This is a genomic window from Halomonas sp. TD01, from assembly GCF_923868895.1.
Classification (GTDB): domain Bacteria; phylum Pseudomonadota; class Gammaproteobacteria; order Pseudomonadales; family Halomonadaceae; genus Vreelandella.
Genome location: NZ_OV350343.1, coordinates 3,618,174 through 3,642,676, shown reverse-complemented (window position 1 = coordinate 3,642,676; position 24,503 = coordinate 3,618,174). Strand labels below are relative to the sequence as shown.

General features: G+C 49.0%; 24 protein-coding genes and 1 pseudogene. 19 read left to right on the top strand and 6 right to left on the bottom strand.

Features of this window, described 5'->3' with window-relative positions:
• Nucleotides 1-56: 56 nt before the first annotated feature.
• The 3 genes from holA to leuS are packed head-to-tail and all read right to left on the bottom strand — an operon-like array spanning nt 57 to nt 4,215.
• Complete coding sequence (holA, locus tag L1X57_RS16545; RefSeq protein WP_009723503.1) at nt 57-1,124, bottom strand: DNA polymerase III subunit delta; 1,068 nt, start codon at nt 1,122-1,124, stop codon at nt 57-59.
• A complete protein-coding gene (locus L1X57_RS16540) occupies nt 1,121-1,633 on the bottom strand; it encodes an LPS-assembly lipoprotein LptE (protein WP_009723502.1) in 513 nt (170 codons plus the stop codon). Before L1X57_RS16540 ends, holA begins: the two co-directional genes overlap by 4 nt.
• Nucleotides 1,630-4,215: a leucine--tRNA ligase gene (gene leuS, locus L1X57_RS16535; protein WP_009723501.1), complete on the bottom strand. Its 2,586-nt coding sequence runs from the start codon at nt 4,213-4,215 to the stop codon at nt 1,630-1,632. The genes L1X57_RS16540 and leuS overlap by 4 nt, the downstream gene beginning before the upstream one ends.
• A 163-nt stretch (nt 4,216-4,378) precedes the next feature.
• On the opposite strand from leuS, the gene L1X57_RS16530 reads away from it, so the two are divergent.
• A complete protein-coding gene (locus tag L1X57_RS16530; RefSeq protein ID WP_009723500.1) occupies nt 4,379-4,897 on the top strand; it encodes a zinc ribbon-containing protein in 519 nt (172 codons plus the stop codon).
• A 19-nt stretch (nt 4,898-4,916) separates the two neighbouring features.
• Here L1X57_RS16530 and L1X57_RS16525 read toward each other — a convergent pair whose 3' ends face one another.
• The 3 genes and pseudogenes from L1X57_RS16525 to L1X57_RS16515 all read right to left on the bottom strand — a co-directional run.
• Nucleotides 4,917-6,230 (bottom strand): hypothetical protein, encoded by a 1,314-nt coding sequence (locus tag L1X57_RS16525; RefSeq protein WP_039869133.1) that lies wholly within the window; start codon nt 6,228-6,230, stop codon nt 4,917-4,919.
• A 617-nt stretch (nt 6,231-6,847) separates the two neighbouring features.
• On the bottom strand, nt 6,848-7,621 hold the full coding sequence (locus tag L1X57_RS16520; RefSeq protein WP_009723497.1) for an integron integrase: 774 nt from the start codon (nt 7,619-7,621) through the stop codon (nt 6,848-6,850).
• Nucleotides 7,604-7,746: pseudogene (locus tag L1X57_RS16515) on the bottom strand (phage integrase N-terminal SAM-like domain-containing protein); the annotation flags it as partial. The gene L1X57_RS16520 and the pseudogene L1X57_RS16515, both read right to left, overlap by 18 nt.
• Before the next feature lie 420 nt (nt 7,747-8,166).
• Here L1X57_RS16515 and L1X57_RS16510 point away from each other — a divergent pair.
• The 18 genes from L1X57_RS16510 to L1X57_RS16425 all read left to right on the top strand — a co-directional run bounded on the left by L1X57_RS16510 (nt 8,167) and on the right by L1X57_RS16425 (nt 24,460).
• Entirely contained in the window at nt 8,167-9,321 is a 1,155-nt protein-coding gene (locus tag L1X57_RS16510) for a dsDNA nuclease domain-containing protein (RefSeq protein WP_039869131.1), read from the top strand.
• The gene (locus L1X57_RS16505; protein WP_009723495.1) at nt 9,318-9,800 is read left to right on the top strand and encodes a hypothetical protein; all 483 of its coding nucleotides are present in this window, start codon (nt 9,318-9,320) and stop codon (nt 9,798-9,800) included. Before L1X57_RS16510 ends, L1X57_RS16505 begins: the two co-directional genes overlap by 4 nt.
• A complete protein-coding gene (locus L1X57_RS16500) occupies nt 9,797-11,569 on the top strand; it encodes an AAA family ATPase (protein WP_009723494.1) in 1,773 nt (590 codons plus the stop codon). Before L1X57_RS16505 ends, L1X57_RS16500 begins: the two co-directional genes overlap by 4 nt.
• Nucleotides 11,570-12,005: 436 nt before the next feature.
• Nucleotides 12,006-13,126 (top strand): IS3 family transposase gene (locus tag L1X57_RS16495; RefSeq protein ID WP_409559424.1). Its coding sequence is split into 2 segments (ribosomal slippage): nt 12,006-12,264 and nt 12,264-13,126, totalling 1,122 coding nucleotides; the frame shifts between segments, so codons are not numbered across the junction.
• A gap of 149 nt (nt 13,127-13,275) precedes the next feature.
• A complete protein-coding gene (locus L1X57_RS16490; protein WP_009723492.1) occupies nt 13,276-13,878 on the top strand; it encodes a hypothetical protein in 603 nt (200 codons plus the stop codon).
• A 1,169-nt stretch (nt 13,879-15,047) separates the two neighbouring features.
• A complete protein-coding gene (locus L1X57_RS16485) occupies nt 15,048-15,275 on the top strand; it encodes a hypothetical protein (RefSeq protein WP_009723490.1) in 228 nt (75 codons plus the stop codon).
• Nucleotides 15,276-15,566: 291 nt separating this feature from the next.
• On the top strand, nt 15,567-16,133 hold the full coding sequence (locus L1X57_RS16480) for a DUF1993 domain-containing protein (protein ID WP_009723489.1): 567 nt from the start codon (nt 15,567-15,569) through the stop codon (nt 16,131-16,133).
• A 456-nt stretch (nt 16,134-16,589) separates the two neighbouring features.
• The gene (locus L1X57_RS16475; RefSeq protein ID WP_009723488.1) at nt 16,590-16,745 is read left to right on the top strand and encodes a hypothetical protein; all 156 of its coding nucleotides are present in this window, start codon (nt 16,590-16,592) and stop codon (nt 16,743-16,745) included.
• Between the two features lie 192 nt (nt 16,746-16,937).
• Nucleotides 16,938-17,480, top strand: a complete 543-nt coding sequence (locus L1X57_RS16470) for a hypothetical protein (protein WP_009723487.1) — start codon at nt 16,938-16,940, stop codon at nt 17,478-17,480.
• 558 nt (nt 17,481-18,038) lie between these two features.
• Nucleotides 18,039-18,380: a 5-carboxymethyl-2-hydroxymuconate Delta-isomerase gene (locus L1X57_RS16465; RefSeq protein WP_009723484.1), complete on the top strand. Its 342-nt coding sequence runs from the start codon at nt 18,039-18,041 to the stop codon at nt 18,378-18,380.
• 170 nt (nt 18,381-18,550) lie between these two features.
• Nucleotides 18,551-19,051, top strand: coding sequence for an AAA family ATPase (locus L1X57_RS16460; protein WP_009723483.1), 501 nt, complete (start codon nt 18,551-18,553; stop codon nt 19,049-19,051).
• Nucleotides 19,052-19,157: 106 nt separating this feature from the next.
• Entirely contained in the window at nt 19,158-19,697 is a 540-nt protein-coding gene (locus tag L1X57_RS16455; protein ID WP_009723482.1) for an MAPEG family protein, read from the top strand.
• An 87-nt stretch (nt 19,698-19,784) separates the two neighbouring features.
• Complete coding sequence (locus tag L1X57_RS16450) at nt 19,785-20,174, top strand: ASCH domain-containing protein (protein WP_009723481.1); 390 nt, start codon at nt 19,785-19,787, stop codon at nt 20,172-20,174.
• Nucleotides 20,175-20,325: 151 nt separating this feature from the next.
• Entirely contained in the window at nt 20,326-20,865 is a 540-nt protein-coding gene (locus L1X57_RS16445) for a GrpB family protein (RefSeq protein ID WP_009723480.1), read from the top strand.
• A 65-nt stretch (nt 20,866-20,930) separates the two neighbouring features.
• On the top strand, nt 20,931-21,824 hold the full coding sequence (bla, locus tag L1X57_RS16440) for a class A beta-lactamase (protein WP_009723479.1): 894 nt from the start codon (nt 20,931-20,933) through the stop codon (nt 21,822-21,824).
• 177 nt (nt 21,825-22,001) lie between these two features.
• On the top strand, nt 22,002-22,454 hold the full coding sequence (locus tag L1X57_RS16435; RefSeq protein ID WP_009723478.1) for a GNAT family N-acetyltransferase: 453 nt from the start codon (nt 22,002-22,004) through the stop codon (nt 22,452-22,454).
• Nucleotides 22,455-22,682: 228 nt separating this feature from the next.
• Nucleotides 22,683-23,639 carry an NAD(P)-dependent oxidoreductase gene (locus L1X57_RS16430; RefSeq protein ID WP_009723477.1) on the top strand — a complete coding sequence of 319 codons (957 nt, stop codon included), beginning with the start codon at nt 22,683-22,685 and terminating at the stop codon, nt 23,637-23,639.
• Nucleotides 23,640-23,692: 53 nt separating this feature from the next.
• Nucleotides 23,693-24,460, top strand: a complete 768-nt coding sequence (locus L1X57_RS16425; RefSeq protein ID WP_009723476.1) for a class II aldolase/adducin family protein — start codon at nt 23,693-23,695, stop codon at nt 24,458-24,460.
• The last annotated feature ends 43 nt before the right edge of the window (nt 24,461-24,503 follow it).

Here is a 24,503-nt window from a genome sequence, read left to right as displayed (position 1 = left end):
TTGAAGCAAGAGTATAAAAACAATTAGTGCAGGATTTAAGACGAAAACGCAAAGTGCTAATTATTTGCACTAATGCGGTAGGTCCATGGGGTTTCAGCTAAAAGCCCCTTGCCACCCGCCATGGTCAAGGCTAGGTCGTGAAGCCCAGGCCATAACGGCACCACTGAAGCCCCTTTCACAGCAAGATCCAGACGCTGGGCCATCAACAGAAGTTTATGTAAACGTTTCATTGATAGGCGGCTGATCGCTTTTTGATAAGCGGGGCGGCGTTTATCAAAAATCATCGGTTTCTGTGTTTTACACGCGTGCTCAAAGCTTTGCCCCTGATCCAAATGCTGGTGTAACGATAACAGGGTACGTAGCTCACGACTGAGTGCCCAAAGCACGATGGGGGCTTCAACCCCTTCACTGCGCAGCCCATTAACGATACGCGAAGTGCGTGTTGGCTCACCTTTTAAACACGCATCCGCAAGGTTAAACACATCAAAGCGGGTGCTGTCTTCTACGCCCTGGGCAATACTTTCGACATTAAGGCGAGTGTTAGGCGGATGAATAAGCGCGAGTTTTTGCAGCTCCTGATCAGCGGCCAACAGATTGCCTTCAGTGCGCTCACCCAATAAACGAGCCGCTTCTAGGTCAATTTGTAAACCATGCAGCGATGCGCGATCCCGCAGCCAATAGCCTAAGCGCGAGGCATCGACGGGCCATACGGGTACAAATAAACCTTGTTTGTCGAGCGCTTTAAACCAAGCGCTTTTTTGCTGCTTAGCGTCTAACTTGCCCATGCTGATCAGCAGCAAATCGTCACTACCACTCATCATTTCAGCATACTGTGCCAGTGCTTTACTGCCATCTTGGCCCAGCTTGTGTGTTCCTAGCCGCAGTTCAAGGAGCTTATTAGAGGCGAATAATGAGAGGTTGCTGGCGGTTTCCAGCAGCCGACCCCAGGCAAAATTAGGCTCTACATCAAGCACTTCCCGCTCTTCGACTCCCGCTTGCCGTGCGGCTAAACGCACGGCATCGCAGGCATCTCGATGCTGCAGTGGTTCATCACCGGCAACAATCACGACCTTAGGCAATTTTTTTGCTAAGGCCGCGGGAAGCTGGTCCGAAAATACCTTCACTGAATGGCCTCTAGGTTCGCGAGTCTTTCGATAATGCGCTCAGCCAGTTGCCGCGTTAGCGTTTGTTCCGCTTCTTGAAAGAGGGTTTCGCGATTGAGTAGGTCATCATCACTGACTCGAATGCGCGTACTGGTAGTTACCGTTGCATTATTAAGCACGTAAGCATTGTTTTCTCGCTGCTGTACAGAGAGAGACGTACTTAACGTTAGCTCGTGTTCTTGGCTGGCACGCCCTTCGCTACCAATACGGCGTTGGCGAAGTGCTGGCGAACCTAGCGTGACCCGCCAGGGCGCACCATCAGAAACCTCGGTGCTTTGCTGCAGTAATCTGATGCGCAGCTGTTGGGCCAAGGCACTTTTGTCGTCGCCTTCAATTGAAAGTGCGGGCAAGCGCGGCATCGAATCTAAACCGCGCAAGCGAAACCCGCAGCCGCTTAGCAACACCGCCGCTGAGGCGGCGATGCTGGTAGCGAGGAAACGACGGCGTGTAACCTGTTGGGATGGCTTCATCCACTCACCACAATGTTAACCAGCTTGCCGGGTACAACGATGACTTTACGAACCGTTTTACCTTCCAGATGGCGCTGGACGTTTTCGTTCTCCATCGCAAGCGTCTCGATGGCTGCTTTATCTGCGCTGGCCGGAGCTTCTAGGCGCGCGCGAAGTTTACCGTTTACTTGCACGACTAGTTCGATACTGTCGCGGGTTAGCGCGGCTTCATCCACCTTCGGCCACTGAGCTTCAATGGCAGGCTGGTCATAGCCCAACTGTTGCCACAGCGTGTGACACAGGTGCGGTGTGATGGGCGCCAGCAGCAGCACACAGGCTTCAAGTGCTTCACGACTGACCGCCAAGCCAAGTTCGGACGTATCGTCGAACTTAGCCACTGCGTTAGACAGTTCCATCACCGCGGCAATGGCGGTATTAAAGGTGGTGCGGCGGCCAATGTCATCACTAGCTTTCTTGATTGTCTCGTGGGTTTTACGACGCAGCGCTTTTTGGTCATCGTTTAACGCATCAACAGTTAATTCGCCCGGTGTACCAGCAGCAAGATGCTCGGTGACCTGACGCCAAATCCGCTTCAAGAAGCGGTGAGCGCCCTCAACGCCGGAGTCAGACCACTCCAGCGACTGTTCGGGCGGTGCGGCAAACATCATAAACAGGCGGACGGTGTCGGCACCAAATTTGTCGATCATCGACTGCGGATCAACACCGTTGTTTTTCGATTTGGACATCTTCTCGATGCCACCCATTTCCACCGGCTGGCCATCACTCACAAGAACAGCGCTTAACGGACGACCTTTCTCATCGCGTTTTACTTCCACATCAGCGGGGTTGAACCACTCCTTACCACCGTTATCTTTAAAGCGGTAGAAGGTTTCCGCGATCACCATGCCCTGGGTGAGCAACTGCTGGAACGGCTCATCAGAATCCACCATGCCGAAATCGCGCAGCAGTTTGTGGAAGAAACGGGCATAAAGCAGGTGTAAAATCGCGTGTTCGATACCGCCGATATACAGGTCAACGGGTAGCCAGTAATTGGCGCGCTCATCCAGCATGGCTTCGTGGTTATCCGCACAGCAGAAGCGAGCGAAGTACCAGGAAGATTCCATAAAGGTGTCGAAGGTATCGGTTTCGCGCACCCAGCCATCGCCCAGTTCAGAAAACTCGGGCATTCTCTTCAACGGCGAGCCGGAAGCATCTACGGTCACTTCCATGGGCAGCGCTACCGGTAGCTCGTCATCGGAGAGCGGTACGGTTTGGCCTTCCGGGCCATATTTTACTGGAATCGGCGCGCCCCAATAACGTTGGCGAGCAATGCCCCAGTCACGCAGGCGGTAGTTGGTTTTCACCTCGCCACGGCCAAGCTCCGCAAGCTTCGCGGCAATCGCATCAAACGCTGCCTGGAATTCCAATCCATCGAACTCGCCTGAGTTAATCAGCGTGCCGTGCTCAACGTAAGCACCTTCGGAAATATCCGGCTGGTTACCGTTGGCATCGGCCACCACAGGCTTCAGCTCTACGCCGTACTTGGTCGCAAATTCCCAGTCGCGTTGGTCGTGGGCAGGAACGGCCATGACCGCGCCGGTACCAAACTCCATTAACACGAAGTTGGCCACAAACACCGGCACTTCATCGCCAGTTAGCGGATGAATCGCTTTGTGCCCAGTGAGCATGCCCAGCTTTTCTTTAGTGGCCATTTCGGCTTCTGATGTGCCACCTTTGGCGCACTCGTCACAAAACGCCGCCAGCTCGGTGTTTTTTGCGGCAGCCTGCTTCGCCAGCGGGTGGCCAGCAGCTACGGCTACATAGGTCACGCCCATCAGCGTATCCGGGCGGGTGGTGTAGACCGGCAGCGGCTCGCAAGCGCTGCCGTCTTCTGCCTGAATTTCAAAAGTCATTTCAACGCCACGGGATTTACCAATCCAGTTGCGCTGCATGGTTTTAACTTGCTCGGGCCACTCGACGTTTTCCAGGTCTGCCAACAGTTCATCGGCATAGTCAGTAATCTTCAAGAACCACAACGGGATCTCTTTACGCTCAACCGGTGCGCCAGAACGCCAGCCGCAGCCATCAATTACTTGCTCGTTGGCCAATACCGTTTGGTCAACCGGATCCCAGTTCACCGTAGACATTTTCTTATAGACCAAGCCTTTTTCGACCAACTTGGTGAAGAACCACTGCTCCCAGCGGTAATAGCTGGTATCGCAGGTGGCGAATTCGCGGCTCCAGTCATAGGCAAAGCCAAGTGCCTTCAACTGGTTACGCATATAATCAATGTTTTGATAGGTCCACTTCGCGGGCGGTACCTGGTTTTGAATCGCGGCATTTTCCGCAGGCATTCCGAACGCATCCCAGCCCATGGGCTGCATGACATTTTTACCCTGCATGCGCTGGAAACGGGACACAACGTCGCCGATAGTGTAATTACGCACGTGGCCCATATGCAGCTTGCCGCTGGGGTAGGGGAACATGGATAGGCAGTAGAACTTTTCGCGGTTAGCATCTTCTACTGCTTTGAAGCACTGGTGTTTGTCCCAGTACTGCTGAGCGTCACGTTCAATCTCACGGGGGCTGTAATGTGCGTCCATCGGTGTTTTCAATGCCTTGGGGTAATTCGCCCAAAAAGGGCGCAAAGTGAATAATGGATGACGGCTGTCAGATAAGTAACGTCGATTGTATCCTATGCAGGTGTATCCTTGAACGGTTAGCCGATGATAGGCCGCACCTTGGGTCGACAAAAGGAGAGGTACCATGGAACAACATAACGATCACCGTTTACGCGAAGGCTACGAGCGCCTACTAGAACGCATGCAGGACGGGGCCAATGATCTTACCTGGGATAATCTACAAAAGGATTTGGACGACGCCGTTGCCTTTGAAGCGGAGCTGGAAGAGTACACCAAAGATGAGCTAGCCCTGCTGCGTGCCTGGGTAGAGCGCGACCTGAAAGATATGCGCTACTACATGGCGGATACCGGTAAACAGGTTGCTAGCTGGTTGGGCATCGATATCGATAGCCTCTCCCGGCGTGTGGCGGAATCGCTGCTCTCAATCGCCGACCGCAGTGTAGTGGAACGCGAACGCTTCGAAGATGACCTGGAAGCCGCCCGCGCCGACTACTGCGAAGGTGAAGTTGCTGCGCCAGGCCTGATGGCGTGCGTACACTGCGATGCCCAGGTGATGCTAGAAAGCGTCTCGCGCCTAGAGCCATGTCACCAATGTGGCCACCGCTATTTCTACCGGTTTCCCAGTAAAATCGTCGAAACCTGAGAGCTAACGCACTCAACAATTAATTGACCCACACGCTCAAGCCTGCGATCGCCCCTAGCGAGAGCAGGCCCATCATGGCGGCATACAGTAAATTATTTTTCATCATGCGGTAACCGCTAAACCCGTAACGCCCCTGCAGAGAAAGGTTAATGCCGGAAAGCGGCCCAACGCTGGTACCTACCGCCCAGGCGCTCAGCGCGACAAAAGCAAACAGCGTTTGCTCACCATTCGCTAAATTCAAAATAGATGCCAGTACGGAAACGCCAATAATCGGGTGTAACCCCACCAGTGCACTCAGTGTAATAGCCGCAAAGCTAACCATGGCCTGCCACATGCCAAAGGTGGCAAATAGCGTCCAGTCGTCACCTGCTGCGGCCGCGACCAGGGTAGAAAGCCCCAGGGTTAATAAGCCCGCCGCCAGAAATAGCGAAATTTCACCACGCATTGCGGGTAGCCGTGTAGTGGTATGTTGGCGAATGCGTCGCAGGGTATAGCGCGAACCTTCCCGCAGGTTGCTTAGTATCGCCACCGCTGGTAGTAAAAAGGTAATGATGCTGACAATGGTGAGCGACGGCGTCAGCCAAAAGTGAAACAGCATCACCAGCGCTGCCATGCCCGCAGGCATTAACAGGCTGCGGGGTGAAAGCGAAAAGCCATCCACCTCGGCTAAATCAAAACGTCGCCTAAGCTCTAGTGTGGTTAACAGCCCCGACAGCATCGCCAACGGAAACCCAATCATCGCAATCTGGCCGTACTGCACCTCTGGCACCAGCGCAATCACCACCGCCATAGAAGCAAAGAAGGGCGACCACAACGCCGCACTTGAAAGCCCACGGTTCAGCGCTAACAGCTGGGGTGTGGTTAGCGGTGAGCGTCTGGCTAAGCGGTCGCCGACCATAAAGACCGTCGAAAGATTCAAAATAGTGCCGAGAAAGTGCACCCCCAGCCACGTACGCAGCACGCCATCTGCACCGGTCACCCGCTTACCTGGTGGGCGCTTATTACCCTGGGTGCCAATCAAGGAAATAAAGCTAACACCCACCAGCATCGTGGCCACAAATACATTGCCCTGAAGCATGGCAGGCCAATTCACATTGGCACCATAAACCACCCGCGCCACTACCAGCATTAACACCCCAAGGGCAATCAACACCCCCGCCTGAATGCGCGAACGCTTTGGAATATCCCGCCACAGCAGCGCCACCGCCGCCCACAGCAAATAGCTCACCGCCTGCGCCGTTGGCACCACGCCGATAAAGCCAATAATTTGAGCGACCAGCCCAAGCAGAATTAAAACACCCGCCACCCGCTGCCGCATCGTTGTCTCTTGCATCTCAATCCCTTACTGGTTGAGTTAGCAGGCTAATCGGGTTTTCAACAATTGGCTAGCGGAAGAGAAACGAAGAGGGCGTTTACCGAAAAGAAAAGTCACATTTTCGTAGCGCGGTGCCTGATGCTACCCCAGGCCGCGCCGTTATACCCAATGAAAGCAACTTGTAGCGCGTGGTAACGAATCTCGCGAGGAACGAGCAGTGAGGCACCCGCGGGGAGCGGCGTAACAACGTCCCATGGCACATAAACAGCCCCTGTCTTGGCCGCCGTCGCGGGTTCGCTGACGCTATAAAGCCAACTGCCATACCGTAGCGCGTGGTAACGAATCTCGAGAGGAACGAGCGAATGAGGCACCCGCGAAAGAGCAAGCACGGATCAACACATACAACGATATAAGCATAACAAAGCGGCGTTTCTGCTTTGCTATATCGAAGAAAACTGAGTAATGTCAAAATATAGTTTGCTTAACGTAATATCAGACAAGAAAAACACCGACGGTCGCCAGCGGAGCGTGTTAACGCAGCCCAGTTGTACCGGGGCGGTAGCGTGCTTTCATGGTGCTTAGCTAGCGAGATGCCAGTAGTATGTTTACCTCGGAGTACATCAACTGCTCAGTAGTTAGGTAATCGTATCAAGAGGACTTGTTAAGCCTGCAAAATGTTGGCCGAGCACATGGGTATAGATTTGTGTAGTAGATACATCAGAATGCCCAAGGAGCTCTTGAACAGTTCGAATATCTCTTCCATTTCTCAGCAGCTCGGTAGCAAAGCTGTGACGAAATGTATGGCAAGAGACCCGTTTATTAGTCAGCTTTGCAGCAACTACGGCTTTCTTTAACGCTTTTCTGGGCACAGAATCATGCAAGTGGTGGCGACACAGCACGCCAGTGACTGGATGGTGAGAGATGCTGTTAGACGGAAATAAATACATCCACGCAGGCTGCCGATAGGCAGAAGGGTATTTTTTTGCCAAAACACCCGGTATAGAAGGGCCAACACTTTTCTGATTGTCTCGTTCTTGCAGCGCTAGCGCAGCGCTGATTATGTCTCTCGTGCTTTCATAAAGCGTCGAACTAAAGATGGTTACTCTATCTTTTGAGCCTTTACCGTCTCTCACTGTTATTGATCCCCGGGAGAAATCGATGTCTTTCACCCTTAAGCGCAGACACTCAGAGATACGTAACCCAGAGCCATACAAAAGTGAAAAAATCAGTTTATCTCTTCCTACCATCTCCTTGAGAATGCTGGCAACTTCAGCCGCCATGAGCACTTCAGGTAAACGCTGTGGCTTAGAAGCATAACTGAATTCAAGATCTCCCAATGGCTGTTTCAGGAATTGATTATACAAATACGCCAGCGCGTTTAGCGCTATACGCTGGGTGTTGACTGCCACATGGCGCTCAGTGGCTAGGTAGCCTAGGAAACGTACGACTCAATCTCACTAGGATGACGGCAATTATTGTATCGAATGAAAAAACGTATCCAGTAAATGTACGTTTTCTCGGTTCGGATACTCATCCCACGCACGCGGATGGACGTGCGAACCTCATTCAGGAAAGGGCTGCTGGCCATTTGGTGAACCCATTATTTTCTGTATGTATAAACAGTATAATTAGGCCTTTTCATTCTGCAATGCGTATTTTTCTATCCCATCGGAGTGAAGGGGTGCTCGATTTCAAGGAAGGTTTTTTTAAATAATTATATATAACAATAAGTTGGTGAGCTTCTTTGTATGTTTATGTGCAATATGTAAGGATGGCTTAAAATGACAACGCGCATGCGCATTTTTCTAGCAGGCTTTAGGGCGGGAGGTGGTGATATTTCTTTTTTATCAATCGATTGGAATGCTTTTAGAGAGGTAGGCCTTCCAGGAAAACGCGCATGCGCACTAATAAACTGTTAAGCGTCACAACGAGAATATGGCGGTGATTTAAGCCCATGCTAGATAATATAAAACCAAGGGAACAGTCAGGGCGAGATGCTTTAGCAAGGTTTCGAGCGCAAGCACGATCAGCTGCACTAGCTTCTCTTTCAATTCTTGAAGGCAAGGATATTGATCGTGTGTATTGCGATATGCATGATGATTTCGTAGTACGACTCAACAGAGATGATCAATTTTTCTATATATTCTACCAAGTAAAAACCAACAGCAAAAAGAATCACAATTGGACATTGAATGAAATTTTCGGATTGAGCTCTAGGGTTAAAGATTTATCAAAACACAAAGATATTGATATTTTAAACAGCTTTGCTGGAAAGCTTCTCTTGCATACCGTTAATTTTGGAGACTGCTGCGAAGCAGTTATTTTTCAAACAAATATTAATATTGAAGACCCAATAGAAAACTTGTTAAATGACATTCAATGTGGAAAGTTTGAAAACAAAATAGCAAAATTGCTTGAGAAGCGCTTCCCTGCATGCTTTTCATGCTCAGAACTTAGCTCTGACAAAGTAAAGATAAATCTTAAGAAATTAAAATTTGAAACCGATGTCCAGTATATAAAATTAGAGACAAATAATTTTAGTTCGATTGCCAAGGATGCTATATACAAATATAGCGAAATTGATTTAACTCACGATGAATTCAAAGATATTTTAGTAAAACTTGTCGAGTTGGTTGAGGCAAAATCATCTGGAGTTATCAATGAACTCAGCCAGGCATCCTTAGAAACATACTCCGGCATATCGATTTATGATCTGCTTGAGATTTTAAGTATATCTAAAGCAGCATATACTGCGCTTATAGATGGAGGGGATCCCCTCGCCGTAAAAAATTCTTCAATTATTCAACGAACCTTGAGCGATGCAGGAGCAAGTGAAGTCCAAATAGAATTCTGTTCTCGCTGCAAAATTGAGTGGGATGAGTGGTTTAGAAATAACAGGCATGTACTACCCGAGTTAACAGTAATGACTGTTCAATCTGATCTTGCCAGCATACTGCGAGATACAATGGCCTCAGGCCGGCTTAACCTTTCTTCATTAGAAAAGCCTATTAATGATTACAAGGCTAAAATAGAAAATAGAAATTATGGCCTCAGTGATAACGCCATTTTAGGTGGTGTTATGGCTGAACTCGTAAGGGTGCAGAGATGAATTTAGACACATTCTTTGAGGAGATTAAAAAAACACCTATTAATGTGACAGTTAATAGCGAAGTGTCTCCAACTAGGGCCAGCCTAGACAATGAAGCGTTATTTCAACTACCTTTTATATGCATGGCAATACTAGTTATCGCAAAAGGAAATAGAAAGCCGATAGTTTCTCAGTTAGGTCAGCTTGTTGGCGAGTGCCTAGAGAGGTCAATGCCAACCTTTAAAGGTTCTAGTCAGCATCTAGGCTGGTCTGCTAACTTAAGGGTTCGAACAGTAAAAGCATTAAGTTTTTTAGAGTTAACCAATCTCATTGTTGTCAGCAATCGAAACAGTAGAGTGCAGTTATCAGAGATAGGTAAGAAGGTGGCTCAAAAAGCATTGGACGGACAAGATGATCTTGCTGCAAGCTTGCTCAGCATCGCTCGAGAATACAGAAATATATGTGTTACGCGCCAACTAGAAATGGAACTTATTGAATGAAACTTAAAACTCTTCAAATTCATTCACATGGTAGCTATGGATTAGGCTGCGAGCCTTTAGACTTTTCTGATCATATTACGCATATATATGGCCCGAATGGTTGTGGAAAAACGCCAATAATAAAATCAATTGCTTTCTGTCTCGGCTATCCTGCTGTTTTTAGAAATGATATATATGACCGATGCAAAATGGCTTCTTTGGAAGTTGAGGTCGATCAAAATTTTTTGAGAATTGAGCGCCAACTATCAAGAGAATTTGATATAGAAGTAATTGACAGAAATGGAATAAGGCAAAGATTTTTTTCTGAAGGTGAATTTTCGGAATTTTTATTCAAAATACTCAAGTTAGATTATCCGAATCTTGTCTCTAATCGCGGAGTTGTAACTAAACCATATATTTCAACACTAATCCCTCTAGTTTTTACTGATCAAGACAATGGATATTCTGGAGTTTATGCTTCCCCAGGTAGTTTTATTCAAGACCAATTCCAAGAAATGGTTAGATTATTATTTGGCCTTCCCCCGAAAAATTTCTTTGATGCAAAAAAGGAACGAATTGATAGCAAAAAAAATCTCGAATATTTAGATCTTGAGGTTAAGCGAAAAGAAGATGAATTAAAAACAGCTAAATTGGCCACTGAAGTTATAGGGCGTTCAAGTGAAGAAGTTCTTGTTGAGATTGACTCACTTGAATCAGAACTAAAATCTATAACTACACAAAATTCCACTAAAGCCGACTCTATTCGGGCTTTTGACAATTTAATCTCACAACAACTAGCCCAAATCAGGACGCTTGAGGCAACTCTATTAGACATTACGAAACGGCGTAAATCTTTAACCATAATGATCGACGAGATCAATAGTGAAGCGAATACTTTGAGCTTGAATGAATCCTCCAGACAAATTTTCATGTCGTTTGAGGAGGTTTGTTCTAATCCTAAATGTGGTTTATTTGCCTCAAGCTCGAACTCATACGCAAAAAATTTACTTTACTTAAAAGATCAAATTAAAGATCTTGTTAGAAATGATGCCTCATATAGTCGTGATGAGATGCGGATTGAATCGCAGATTTTTTCCAATACAGAATCTGTAAAAAATCTATTGGCGGAACGAAAGAAACAAGAAGATAATAGTGAAATAGCCGCATTAGTTGCTTCCGTATCAAGCTTAAAAGATCGAATATTTCAGTTGCAATTGCAATTATCTGAGTACGACAAACTATCTGAACTTGAAAAAGAATACGTGCTCTATCTAAACAAGAGAAATGATGCCCTAGAAAAATATGAATCTACTCAGGTATCGCGTTCAAATACTCCTGATTTAATCCGCGTTCGTTCCGATCTTCGAAAATTATTTCTTGTATGGCTTGATCGTTTGCATACGCCAAGTAATGTTAGCAGGGACATTACGTTTCGAAATAATTTCGAACCAGTTATGGGAAATGAACAGATTTCGCAGCTTTCAGGAAGCACAAAAGTAAGAGTTGTACTGGCATTTCATGCAGCTCTAATTGAAAATCTGGTAGCAAATAAATCACCTATTAAATTATTAGTTTTAGATACGCCAAAGCAGCACGAAATTAACAACGATGATCTAGACAGATACTTCAAGGCATTAAAAACTGTATGTGAGGCCGGAGATGTCCAGATTATTTTCTCGACAACGGAATACAAGTATGTAGGTGATAAGTTTGATGCGACGTGGGAGCCTAGATATGACGGAGACGAGCAAAAAATGTTTATGCGAAGTATCGGATCGAGTGGCGCTTAACAAGGCCAATCACGGCGACACCTTTTTCGTTCCTGCTTCGCCTTCACTACAAAGCTGCGTGTGTTGGCGGCGTTAGACCTTTGGGAATGTTATGAAAAGAATTAATACCGATATCCTGATGAAAGGCGATGTTGTTCTCACGACCACTTCCGGGAAAGACAGTGGATTTATCCGAAAAGTAACTCGCAGTGACATATCTCACGCAATGATTTGTGTTGCCTATGGGTCTGTCATTGATTCGACGGGAGAAGGTGTGCAAGCAAGGAATATACAGAAGCTCCTATACGACGATGAATGTGCGATCTACATTTTGAGACTAAAAACACCACTTTCAGAGGTTCAAGCAGACAGTATTGTAAATTATGCAAGACGACGTCACCCCCAGATTGAGTAGCGCTACACTTTAGAGTCCGATCCTATGCTAAGGAGATTGGACATGAAGAAGCGTTTCAGCGAAGAACAGATCATTGGCTTCTTGGGCGAAGCGGAGGCGGGACTCCCCATCAAGGAGCTATGTCGTCGGCACGGTTTCTCGGAAGCAAGTTATTACCTTTGGCGCAGCAAGTTTGGCGGCATGAGCGTCCCCGATGCCAAGCGACTGAAAGAGCTTGAAGCCGAAAATGGACGCCTGAAAAAGCTGCTCGCGGAGTCGCTATTGGAGATGGAGGTCACTCGCGAGGCGCTGAGAAAAAAGTGGTGAGCGCCCCGGCACGTCGAGACGTGGTGCGTTTTATGGTGTCACGTGGCCTGAGTGAGCGCCGAGCGCTCCGTGTCATGCGTATGAGTGCCAGTGCATTGCGCTACCAACCGGCTCCTGACCGCAATGAGACATTACGTGAACGCATTGTTGCCTTGGCACACCGACATCGTCGTTACGGCGCGGGCATGATCTACCTGAAGCTGCGTCAAGCCGGTGAACAGGTCAATCACAAGCGCGTCGAACGCCTCTACGCGGCGGCTCGGTTGCAGGTAAAGCGACGCAAGCGTAAGAAGATTCCCCTGTCTGAACGCAAGCCCCTGGGCCGCCCTGGCGCTGCCAATCAGGTCTGGTCAATGGATTTTGTGTTTGACCGCACGGCGGAAGGGAGAGTGATCAAGAACCTCACTATTGTCGATGACGCCACCCATGAAGCCGTGGCTATCGTGCCTGACCGTGCCATTGACGGGCTGTCGTTAACACGGATTCTGGATCATCTAGTGCTACAACGTGGCCTTCCAAGTGCCCTTCGTACGGATAATGGGAAGGAGTTCTGCGGACGCGCCATGCTGACGTGGGCTCATCAACGTGGTGTTGCCCTGTTTTTAATCGAACCTGGAAAGCCCAATCAAAACGCCTACATCGAATCGTTCAACGGGCGTTTTAGAGACGAATGTCTAAATGAGCACTGGTTCACCAGCCTGCATCACGCGAGAGTCATCATCGAGGCGTGGCGACGGGAATACAACGAGGAAAGACCGAAGAAAGGACTGGGAGGATTAACGCCTTCCGCCTATGCCGAGCAACTGGTTTTAAAACACGATAAAGTAACGTCAGACTCTAAACCCGGGTGCTACTGAAGATGGGGTGACGTCGAAGAGCCTCTACAGGAACATCTTATACAAAAATAGAGGCTGCAAAATCAATAGCGCCAGAAATCGCTGGAAACGGAGGGATTAAGCAGTTCTGTTCACGAATGGTAGCTAGAGCCTATGCATCTGCAGGAATCATGTTGGTGAATAATCCAGATTACTGCACTCCGAATGATCTAAAGAACTCTGAGCTATTGATGCATGTCGAGAATCCATGGGTTGTGGTTTCAGACAATGAGGTCAAGACAGTAAAGCAGGTTGGTGATACAACCGAAGGAATGCGAGAAAAAACTAACAAGTTGCTTATGGCCATACGAGCATTAGACCCTAATGTCGAAAGCATTAATGATATAGACAGTTTGGTAATCCGGCGGGCAGATTTAGATAATTCAATTGCTAACGCGTTCCGTACTTCTGGATATCTTGATCATTGGAAAGTGGAGCTATCACGCTTTCCTTGGCGGTATGATCAAATATTGATTACTCAGTTTTACCATTCACTTACTGATCCTAAAGAGCTTATACAGTATTGTCGCGACACAGTGAGAGACGATGAAAATGGGGCTTTTGCCCATTGGGAAGCTAACGCACGCGGTTATAGCGAGGCCAATCGTGCGTACCCTCGCGAAACGTTCCGGTTGCTGAACGAATTGTATAGCCAGTTAAGTTTGAACCATCATAAACGGGTACTTTTAGCAAAATTACTGATTAATACATATGGAAAAACGGACGCGCTGTAACCAAGTGTTATTGTGCTGGTCTAACAATCCAATGCACGCGGAGCCAGCTACGTTGCGCAATATTTTGTGGTGTCGCTACGCTCCCTTATACCACAAAAATTGCTCCACTCCGCTGGCCCGGTGATTGGGGCGTTAGCCAAAAAGGAATAGCCTTGGTCACTGGATTAAAACTACAGCGCGCCTTTCGCAAACAATCTCTCGGTGCGAGAGGGGAGCTGGCACTTTTCAGGGCCTTCATCCGGGCCTTCAGTTCTCTTGGATCCGAGGCATTGGCTAAGGAGTATCACGGAAATCGCTATCAAGTCACGTTCAATCAGGCACGCGGGGCGGGACGTTCGACACCACGCTGTGAGCTATGTGATGTACTCATAGTTCACTACCCTATGGGTAACCCGAGTGCAGCGCGTATCACGTTCAATCAGGCAAAGGTTGCCTCAAAGCCATTCGGTTGTTACAGAACTGCGCAATTGAGTAAACCATATTCCTTTCGGGCGAACCTAGAACAATGGGATCTTCTGTCTAATCGGCCGCTCATAGGCCCAGCTACGCGCACCTTCAAACCGCCATCAGACCTGCTGTCGGGTGCAATCCTTCCCTCAGTGGGAACCTTTGGTGTTTTCTACCCGGTTGGGCACGGATTCGATTTTGCGTATTTTGTTGCTGACGGACTCACCGCGTTGAATAATCTGGGTGGGAGATCGGGAACGCTTCAGTGGGCGAATCCGCTGCACCAGCTCCGCACGGTTTCTGGACATACTGAGATAACCGGCACATGCTGCATGCAGATGTTTGGGGATGCACTGCAGATGGGTTACGTTGGCACGCCTGTTGCTCAACTTCTTAGTAGCTCCAATAGGCCCTCAGCGCTGCGTGCGTGGTTGGCGAGTGTACTCGTTGCGCTCCGTCGCGAGCATCAAGATTCGGAACTCCCTAATGAACTTTTGGAGGGGCTTGAGCTGGTGGGAGCTACTGAGGATGGTAATGCCTTGCTTGGTGGAGAAGGACCGACGCCAGTAAGAGCAGTAGTTCTCGTCAGGACTGACGGAAGCCATCGAAATGAATAGGCTAACAATGCAATGCACGCGACAAGCGCGTGATTGCGGCGTTGAGCCTGTAGAAAAACTCCGCTGACGGCTAAGTTTTGGTAGGATCGAGGAAACATACGAGGAGTGGTCAGCCTGCCGCGCTTCAAGGCTTATAACTACGATCAGAACGCCATGGTGGTGATCAACTACCAAGATCAACTCCAACCTGGCACCTTTGAACACGCAGTGCATTACCTGATCGAGCACAAGCTCGACGTGTCCGTTTTCTATCCCCAGTACCGCAACGATGCGACCGGACGGCTGGCCAATATTGAGACGTTGGCTAATTACGGCCACTTGGCCGCGCCATGAAGGGCTTAGAGCGGGGTAAGTTGCTTTTTAAGAGCAAAAGGCCGTCTTCAACAAGCTTTAGCTGGGCGCCCAAGTGGCTAAATGCCGATACGAAGATTACTCCGCCAGATGACCGGCTGGGTACATGAATAAGGATAACAGGCGGTGGAGACAGCTCGAAATCGGGTTTTTCTACAGCCTCGTTATGTGTTTTTCAGTACGCCCTCGCTGTCTTTACGGACAACTCAGTTTTATAAACATGTACTCAATAACGGGCAATACTCAGCTATCAATTTTTAAGGAAGGAAATCCATGTCACTAACGAAGCTACTCGTCCCAACCTATACGCAAATGCTACGGGCGCTCTCAGGCTGGCTGAGGAAGGCACAGGCGCAGATTCAGAAAGCAGATGCGGAAGCGCTGTTATCCGCGCGCCTAGCGCCGGACATGTTTCCTCTGTCGACTCAGGTTCGGTTTGCTTGCGTGCAGGCTCAGGAGGCAATATTCCGGCTTCAAGGAAAGCCTTTTCCAGAATCTATCGATGAACTGCTCGCAGAAGGGCGAAATGCAGGTGAGCGGCCCGGTTCGCTTGCCGACGCTCAAGCTCGGATTTATGAAACTATCGCATTATTGGACGGCCTCGCCCCGGACGCGCTAGATGCAAAAGCGGATAAGCCACTTACGCACGAACTTCCGAACGGTATGATTCTCGATTTGACCGCCGAGCAATATGCACGCGATTGGACATTAGCCCAGTTCTATTTCCACATTATGACTGCTTATTCAATATTGCGCAGCGAGAAGATCGAACTTGGAAAAGCTGACTACGTAGCGCACATGCTTCCATATATACGTCCTGATACGATACCCAAGAGTTAACAGCTTGCTTATGGCACATGGCAATCCTTATGCCAGCGCAATTTTCAAGCGAGATCAACACATAACACCTATGAGCCTTCTGCCTGTCAATAGGCCGCAGTATTTATCAAGTCCCTGAGCCAGTGACCCTACTTCATTTGTCATTGTTGACTGTGAATGGCTTACAGCAAAAATACCGCAAGGGTACTTCCTTCGGTCGCCTATTGAGGCTCTCTTAGTGTGACCGTTAATTACTGGCAGACAGGGTTGCTCCCTGTAAGTTGGCCTGGGGCACTAGACATTCATCGGTTAACCAGCATCTTTCCTATTCAAACAGCGGGTTACTTTACAGTCCCAGTTAGTTTCAGGTTTAGCGCCGGTGTAAGCCCACTCGCTCAGAGTATTGATAGCAGGATGGATAATCAAAGCGACGGGCCTCGAGTTAGGTGTAGAAGCCCGGTTTCAGGACACTCCGTAATGATCCAGTTAGACAACGATCATCATCCTGCTGCAGAAGACTTTTTTATGCAGCAGGGTTTACCTGTGTTGATTGAGCAAGCAGGCATAAAGGCGTCGAGCATGCAGTTCGATATGTCAGCAATTACGATGGGTGCTATGGTAAAAGTTTATTGAGTCTTATTCTGTTAGGTTTGGTCGTCTTTTTAGCTTATCCAAATTGGTTGAATTAGGGGGAAGGCTCAATAAGTATCAATACGCTTTTGGGAGTCAATCTTTGCGGTGCTCTGGCTTTTCCCAGAGCGTAGCGCCGGGTTGGGATTGTGAGATAGGCACTCTGAGACAGTTATATACCAAGAGGTACAGAGTATGTCTTTGCAGCTATGGATTGGGTTCGGCTTTACTGTCTCTCTCGTTGTATTCCTTATAATCACGTTTTTCGTGAAAGATACGTCTTCTCCAGCCCAGTACAATACGTTGCGTTTTTTGACGGCGCTTTGCGGTGGATTTGCGGGTGGCTTTCTGGCTGGAGAGGCTTTGTTCTCACTTCAAAAAGAGTATCTTAGTGGAGCAAAACTTGGCGTGTCAGGCACAGCAGGCTTTGCTATATTTTTCGCTGTTTGGTTTACCTATCCGAAGCGCCACAGAGAACAGCTCGAAGACAACTTAAGGCTAAGCATTCCTGAAGGTTGGACCTTTGAGCAAGCTGCTCTCGCAATAGGAAAAGCGACTCGAAGAGAACTCAACCTGAGGGGCATCAAACCAGAACACCGATCCACGAAACTTCACGCCATCGAAATAAATGCCTCGGACGCCGGAAAAGCCTTAGAACAGCTGCGTTACTCATCGAATGCACTTCCTGACTATCGGGTTGAGTTGGATGGAGGTGTTTACCATCTTCGCGATTCGTAAGGAGCAAAGTATGCCTGTCAAAAATATTTGTGACTGCGATAACCCTCCAGGCGGACAAATAACCTGCGAGCCACATCAGATGGCTGTTTGTGGTGTAATTGATGGAGTTGTCAGGCGAGAGTGCGTCGATCCTCCATCTGGACCTAACACGCCGACAGAGTTGGCGAACTGGGCGTTGACGCAGATAGTGGGCAGATGGCGGCTTGGAGACCAGACTGTCAGTACCGTGGATCTCTATACTTTGGAGGCGGGAGCCTATCGTGCACCGAATGGTGATAGCGTGAATTTTGTATTACCAACACATCTGCAAGAGGCCGTGAGAGAGTTGCTTTCGACCGGTACAGGCTCTGGAGCGGGTGGCGTCTCTTAAGGTTAATCGGTCATGGCGAACCGCTACGCGGCTTTCTGGCCGCTGAGAGCGAAGTTAGGCTGGACGAAATCATTTGGCATTTTCGGCTCAAGATTAATAAACGCAATCAGAGGTGGCTTTTTCCGTTGGGGCTTCACCTTCACTACAAGGCCGCGCGTATTAACAGCGTTATATTTTTGGAGTAGTTCGTGCCACATTGCATTGTTGAACATTCAGCTTCATTGGACGGCGAGTTGATCTTGCCATTGGTATTTTCAGGTGCCATGAAGTCGGCGCTATTTGAGGCTGATGGCAGTGACATAAAAGTAAGGTCAATCGCTTATCAATGCTATCTGACGGGGCAGGCAACGTCATATTTTGTTCATGTGGTGTTAAAAATTCTGTCAGGTAGAACCCCTGCCCAAAAGCAAATGCTTTCAAGATCGGTATTAGCGCAATTGCAAACACTTGAGATTCCACGTTGCTCGTTAACCGCCGAGGTCGTGGATATTGAGCGTGCCAGTTATTCAAAGTGGGTTAGTGGGTCATAGCAAGGTGAAGCATGTGGCCACTGCAATGCTCACGATTTGGATGTTGAATGGCTGGCTATGGTGCGAAAAATCTACCAGCAAAAAATCAGGGTAGGTTCCATTAGAGAATCTGAAAGAGGCTGCGGAGTAGTATTTAAAGCCGCGCGTGCATTGTTCATAAGGAGCAATCAATGAACTCTTACGGAACGTTGATATTCTTCTGTGGAAAGATGGGCGCTGGGAAAAGCACGTTGTCTGCCAGCATTGCTCGTGAGCGCGGCGCGGTGCTTCTTTCAGAGGATGACTGGTTAGCTGCTCTTTTCCCTGCCGACATCAATGATTTCAACGACTACATCAGTTACTCGTCACGCCTTAAGCCATTGCTCAGAGCACATGTTGAGCAAATACTCATGGCCGGTACCACTGTGGTTCTAGACTTCCCCGGCAACACCAGGAAGCAAAGGGCTTGGTTCAAGGATATCTACTCGCAACGAGAGATACCTCACGAACTGTACTATGTGGTGGCAGATGACGAGATTTGTCTAAAACAGCTGAAACAGCGGCAAAAGGAGCAGCCTGAGCGCGCGACGTTCGACACCGAGGAGGTTTTCAGAGTGGTGACGGGCTACTTTGAGCCTCCCGAAGAATCAGAGGGATTCAATGTCGAGGTTGTAGCACGAGCGTTCACATAATCTCCATATTGCCGATCTGGATGCTTTTGGTACCGTTTTATCAGCGTTAGCCGCACTTTGAAAACATGTATCTAGAGCTTCATTATGGACTAAAGGGAATTAGAATATGACTCAAAGAAGCGATGATAGAACAGTTAAAATGGGTATGCTGCTAGGGTTTTTGGGGACTATAGTGGTGTTTATTTCTTTCTATAGTTTTTTGCCTCAAGTTGCTGAAGAGGTTAGCTTAGTTGAGCGGCTAAAGCTCGGAATAATGTGCCTTGTTTTTCCCGTGACACTATTTTTTTTGATGATTGTTAGAGTTGGCTCCCAGCGTTTCGGAAACCTGTCAGCGGATCCAACTAAGTGTGAAGCAAATACAGAAGGGATGAAGGTTGATCTAAGAGTCCTCTCTAATACTCATGAGCAGCTTATGATATTCGCTATTAATATATTGGCGCTATCTGCTTTAATGCCTTATCAATTCTTGAGCTTGCTGCCCATCTATTCTGGAGTTTTTGTTGCTGGTCGCGTCATATTTTGGGTAGGTTACAGGCGTAATGTATTATGGAGAGCCCCAGGGTTTGCGATGTCTACACTGCCTGCCGTGATAGGAGTGGGGTATAGCTGTGTTGCGGTTTTATTAGCTGCATTCGAAAGTGTTTAATAAGATTGAGTTTTAAACTGCAGCGTTTTTTATTTTTATTGTTGATTTCAATTCGAGTTTTTAATTTTTTCTAAAGAAGGGTGGTCTATGCTTGCACTTTCAATAGTAAGCCCACATGGCTCCAATATAGCTTCAGGGAAAAAGACGCTGGAGGTTCGCTCGTGGCGCCCGGAATCTTTACCTATCCGTGATCTTTTGATTGTAGAAAATTCTCACTTCTTATCTGCTGATAACCCCGTTGACCCTGATGGCTGGGCTGTTGCAATTGTGGATGTTGAAGAGATACATGAATGGCAGCCTTCTGAAGTCAAAGCGGCTTGCTCAAATGGCTGGGAGCCAGGTTATTTGGCTTGGTGCTTGTCAAACGTTCGCCCTATTACCAACAACACCCCGACTTTTAACAATGTGGCTGTGCCAGCCAAGAGAAAGCTCTATGACGTTGAGCTGCTGCAAATTTCACAGCTCGGCTTTGGATAGCCTGAACAAAAAACACTTGCTCTTCCGTATTTAAGGCACTAAGTGCCAATGCAGGAGCCTTGGTAGGGCTGGTTCGGCGCCACAGTGACCAGACGGGAGTATATGGCAATGGTGATTTTTGATCAGATTGATGGTGCAAGGGATAGTGACGATGGATGAAGCGGAATCCCTAGAAAGAGCGATTAATGAGGAGGTGGTAATCTTCCCATATGATGCCAGCTGGCAACGAATGTTCGAGGAGGAGCGAGAGCGTCTCTTTGATTTGTTTTCAGGTGATTTTTTGGCCATCGAACACGTTGGGAGTACTGCCGTACCGGGGCTTTCTGCCAAGCCGGTTATCGATATATTGGCTGGCGTGGATTCGATATCACGTGCTGACAAATTAATGGAGCCGTTGTGCCGTGCAGGCTATGCAACATCGATGGCGTTCAACGCTTCGTTAGTTGAGCGGCGTTGGCTTATGCGGTGGACTGAGGGGCGCAGAACACATCACCTACACCTCATGGTCTACGGTAGTCACGAATGGGATCAGCGCTTGGCATTTCGGAACATACTGCTTGCCAATACCCAACTAGCCCAACGGTATGAGAAGAATAAGCGGTTGTGGGCGGCAGAATTTAAGTCAGACAGGGAAGCATATACGGCTGCCAAAGCGGGTTTTATCCTAGAGGCCTTGGAGAGCGCTCCATAGGCCATATAGACAGACGAGGTGATCGATTTACCCCTCGTTATAAATTTTATGATTTTAAAAGGATGATGAAGGTGGATTGCAAACAACGAGTTTCGCGCTGGGTTATGTCGATTTTCTTAATAGCGGTTCCTTCTGTGTTGATGGCTCAGGATGATAATTTGCTTACAGAGGTTGATCGTATCGAGAGACAGTTGGACGCGCGTGTTGGTTTTGCAGCCTATAACTTGGAAACTGGGCAGCGTTGGGAATACAACGCAGACCAGCTGTTCGCCATGTCCAGCACCTTTAAAACCTTAGCATGTGCATCGCTGCTGCAGCGTGTGGATGAAGGAAATGAGCAACTCGAAAGACGAGTGAAGGTATCTGCTTCTGACATTGTCACTTATTCACCCGTTACTGAAGCGTATGCGGATAATCGGGAGATATCGCTTTTTGAGCTCTGCGAAGCGACGATGACAACTAGCGATAATACGGCGGCTAACCTAATTTTACAGGCGATTGGTGGACCGCAAGCCGTGACGGAGTTTGTTAGAGAGCTGGGTGATAGTGTCACGCGCTTGGATCGTTGGGAGACAGAGTTAAACGAGGCTACCCCACATGATGAACGTGATACTTCAACACCCAATGCCATGGTTAGTAACCTTGAGAAGCTAGTAGTGGGAAACGCGCTATCACCTCAGTCGAAAAACCAACTGCGTGAATGGTTGGTTAATAATGAAGTGGCTGATGGCTTGTTTAGGTCACATATGCCTGATGAGTGGGTGATTGGAGATCGGACGGGAGCCGGTGGTTTTGGTTCAAGATCTATTACCGCCGTTATATGGCCGCCAGAGCGCGAGCCTACCATCGTGGCATTTTATATCACCGAAACTGATGCATCATTTGAAGAACGAAATAGCGCAATAGCTGAATTGGGAAGTGTGATCATAGAGTCTATTGAGACGAGTAGCTCTTTGTAATTGCCTAGGCACTGCTCGCGGGTGCCTCGAAGGTTCGTTCCTCGCCACTCGTTACCACGCGCTACTTATCGCCTTGATGGTATTCAAAGCATGCTTTCAACATTGGAGGCGTTTTTGTCGCGCACGTATGGGCATGTTCGAGTTTGAAAGTTGTTGAGCAACAAGGAGTGTTTGCTGATGGCACTGCATTATAGAAAAACACAAATTGACGATGTGAGCGCACTTTTTGAGGTTCGTGGTAAAACCCGAGAGAACCCGATTTCCAAACAGCAATTGGCGCAAATGGGGATCACCCATGCAGCAGTTGTTGAGGGACTTGATGCGGGGGGGCTTTATGGCTGGGTGTGTGTAAGCCAAGAGAGCATCGTTGGGTTTTGCACAGGTGATATGGCGACGGGAGAAATATTGGTGCTCGCGGTGTTGCCTGATTTCGAAGGTCAGGGGGTTGGTAAAAAGTTACTCAGTAACGTGGTCGATCAACTCCAGCGCAACGGTGCAAATTCGATTTGGTTAGCCGCCGATAGCAACGCGAGCGTTCGCGCCCATGGGTTTTACCGTCGGTTGGGGTGGTTGCCTACAGGTGCGGTATTAGAGAACGGCGATGAAGTTTTAGAGTTTCGATTAACATAATAATTTCGAAAGTACCGGTGAGTGGTTGCTCAGTCACTGCTCGCGGGTGCCTCGAAGGCTCGTTCCTCGTCACACGTGCTACGTGGGTGTTATGCGCTGGATAGAGAGTTATGGTTGGTTGATGATGGGCCATCCCATGGCATCGCAATGCGATTTGTTATACATTTGAGTAACAAGAGGCTGTTTTGCAGTCACTGTTAATCTCGAATGTGAAACGAAGGAAGCTGCATGACCAACGCGAACTCGATTCTAGGCGTCTATCTAAGTGATTCGCTCGACCTTGATGCTATTTATGGCAACGCCTTGCGCGATGAAGCGAGCGATGTCGTACTGCGCCATCCTAACGAGATTGATAACCCCGAAGATGTGCGTTTTGCGATCTGCTGGTTGCCCAACGATCAGGCTTTCGAGAGCTATCCTAATCTTGAACTGGCGATGTCTATCGGGGCTGGTGTTGATGCTCTGCTGGCGCATCCTGGCCTGAGCGATGAAGTACATATCGCTCGGGTGCGGGACCCTCATCAGGCTGACTTGATGGCGGGCTTTGCAGCGCATGAGGTACTTCATCGCGAGCGCGAGTTCACCACCCTGGAACAAAATGCAGCCAAGGCGCATTGGGCGCCGTTGGCGATGCGCGCGCCAGCATCAAGGAAGGTGGCGGTACTGGGGCACGGCACTATGGGCCGCGCCGTGGTTAAAGCGTTGGCCGCGCTCGGCTTTTCCGTGCACGTGGCCTGCCGCAGTGAGCCAGAGGCACCGGTTGAGAGTGTGACTTATTTGACAGGTGATGGGGCTGTCATGGCGGCGGCAGATGGCGCCGATTATCTGATCAATGTGCTGCCGCTGACGGCCTCCACTGAGAATGTGCTTAACAAAGCGCTGTTCGCGAAGCTCGCCAAGGGGGCTTGGCTGGTGCAGATCGGTCGGGGAGAGCACTTGGTCGAGGATGATCTCATTCCGGCGCTAGAGCAGGGCTATTTGGGCGGGGCGAGCTTGGATGTGTTCCGTGAAGAGCCGCTGCCCGCGGATCATCCCTTCTGGCAGCATGAGTGCCTGCGCATCACACCACACATTGCCAGTGATTCGTTGCCAGAGGTGGTTGCAGGGCAGGTGATTGACACTGCCCGTGCCCTTCGCGATGGTCAGCCGCTTGCCATGGGTGTCGATCGGGCGCGGGGCTACTGAGGCGAACATTAACCACGTTGCACGACAACCAATTTGCTGCAAAGGAGCATCTGATGAGTCTCGATCAGTCTCAACGCACCACGATGAGTGACGCCGAACGGGAAACCCGCATCGCGCTGGCCGCCTGTTATCGTCTGGCTGCCCACTATCGCATGACGGATCTGATCTACACCCATATCACCGCGCGGGTGCCTGGCGAAAAGGGACATTTTCTGATTAACCCTTATGGCTGGCGTTGGGAAGAGATTACGGCTTCTTCGCTGGTCAAGATTGACGTTGATGGTCATAAAATTGATGACAGCCCAGAGCAAGTGAATCCGGCGGGTTTTACCATCCATTCCGCGATTCATGCTGCCAGCCATAATGCGGCCTGGGTGATGCACACTCACACCTGCGCTGGGGTGGCGGTCTCATCGCTGGAGTCAGGTCTTGAAACACGGCTTAACCAGATTGCGCTGCAGTTTCACGAACGTGTGTCTTACCATGAGTATGAAGGTATTGCCCTGAACCTGGCCGAGCGCGAGCGCATCGTGGCTAGCCTCGGTGATAATCCGGCGCTGGTGCTGCGTAATCATGGTTTGTTGACGACCGGCGCCTCGGCTGCAGAGATGTTCAACAATATGTTCTACCTTGAACGCGCCTGTGAGCTACAGGTAGCCGTGCAATCTACTGGCCAGCCTTTACGGCTGGTGCCAGAAGAGGTGGCGCGTCATGTGGCGCGTCAGTACGACCAGACCATTCATGAAGATGGCGACCTTGAACTCGAGTGGGCCGCGCACCTGCGCACGCTTGAAGCGCTGGACCCTGGCTATAAAGGCTAAAGCAGCGCGATTGTCAGTATCAGGACTAGAATCAGCACTAGAA

Coding starts and splice junctions, on each gene's coding strand:
- L1X57_RS16470 (WP_009723487.1), top strand. CDS start 16,938: ATGTCTTTGCAGCTATGGATTGGGTTCGGCTTTACTGTCTCTCTCGTT.
- L1X57_RS16505 (WP_009723495.1), top strand. CDS start 9,318: ATGAATTTAGACACATTCTTTGAGGAGATTAAAAAAACACCTATTAAT.
- L1X57_RS16425 (WP_009723476.1), top strand. CDS start 23,693: ATGAGTCTCGATCAGTCTCAACGCACCACGATGAGTGACGCCGAACGG.
- L1X57_RS16490 (WP_009723492.1), top strand. CDS start 13,276: ATGTTGGTGAATAATCCAGATTACTGCACTCCGAATGATCTAAAGAAC.
- L1X57_RS16500 (WP_009723494.1), top strand. CDS start 9,797: ATGAAACTTAAAACTCTTCAAATTCATTCACATGGTAGCTATGGATTA.
- L1X57_RS16445 (WP_009723480.1), top strand. CDS start 20,326: ATGGATGAAGCGGAATCCCTAGAAAGAGCGATTAATGAGGAGGTGGTA.
- L1X57_RS16540 (WP_009723502.1), bottom strand. CDS start 1,633: ATGAAGCCATCCCAACAGGTTACACGCCGTCGTTTCCTCGCTACCAGC.
- L1X57_RS16475 (WP_009723488.1), top strand. CDS start 16,590: ATGATCCAGTTAGACAACGATCATCATCCTGCTGCAGAAGACTTTTTT.
- leuS (WP_009723501.1), bottom strand. CDS start 4,215: ATGGACGCACATTACAGCCCCCGTGAGATTGAACGTGACGCTCAGCAG.
- L1X57_RS16525 (WP_039869133.1), bottom strand. CDS start 6,230: ATGCAAGAGACAACGATGCGGCAGCGGGTGGCGGGTGTTTTAATTCTG.
- L1X57_RS16480 (WP_009723489.1), top strand. CDS start 15,567: ATGTCACTAACGAAGCTACTCGTCCCAACCTATACGCAAATGCTACGG.
- L1X57_RS16450 (WP_009723481.1), top strand. CDS start 19,785: ATGCTTGCACTTTCAATAGTAAGCCCACATGGCTCCAATATAGCTTCA.
- L1X57_RS16530 (WP_009723500.1), top strand. CDS start 4,379: ATGGAACAACATAACGATCACCGTTTACGCGAAGGCTACGAGCGCCTA.
- L1X57_RS16510 (WP_039869131.1), top strand. CDS start 8,167: ATGCTAGATAATATAAAACCAAGGGAACAGTCAGGGCGAGATGCTTTA.
- L1X57_RS16435 (WP_009723478.1), top strand. CDS start 22,002: ATGGCACTGCATTATAGAAAAACACAAATTGACGATGTGAGCGCACTT.
- L1X57_RS16430 (WP_009723477.1), top strand. CDS start 22,683: ATGACCAACGCGAACTCGATTCTAGGCGTCTATCTAAGTGATTCGCTC.
- L1X57_RS16460 (WP_009723483.1), top strand. CDS start 18,551: ATGAACTCTTACGGAACGTTGATATTCTTCTGTGGAAAGATGGGCGCT.
- bla (WP_009723479.1), top strand. CDS start 20,931: ATGAAGGTGGATTGCAAACAACGAGTTTCGCGCTGGGTTATGTCGATT.
- L1X57_RS16455 (WP_009723482.1), top strand. CDS start 19,158: ATGACTCAAAGAAGCGATGATAGAACAGTTAAAATGGGTATGCTGCTA.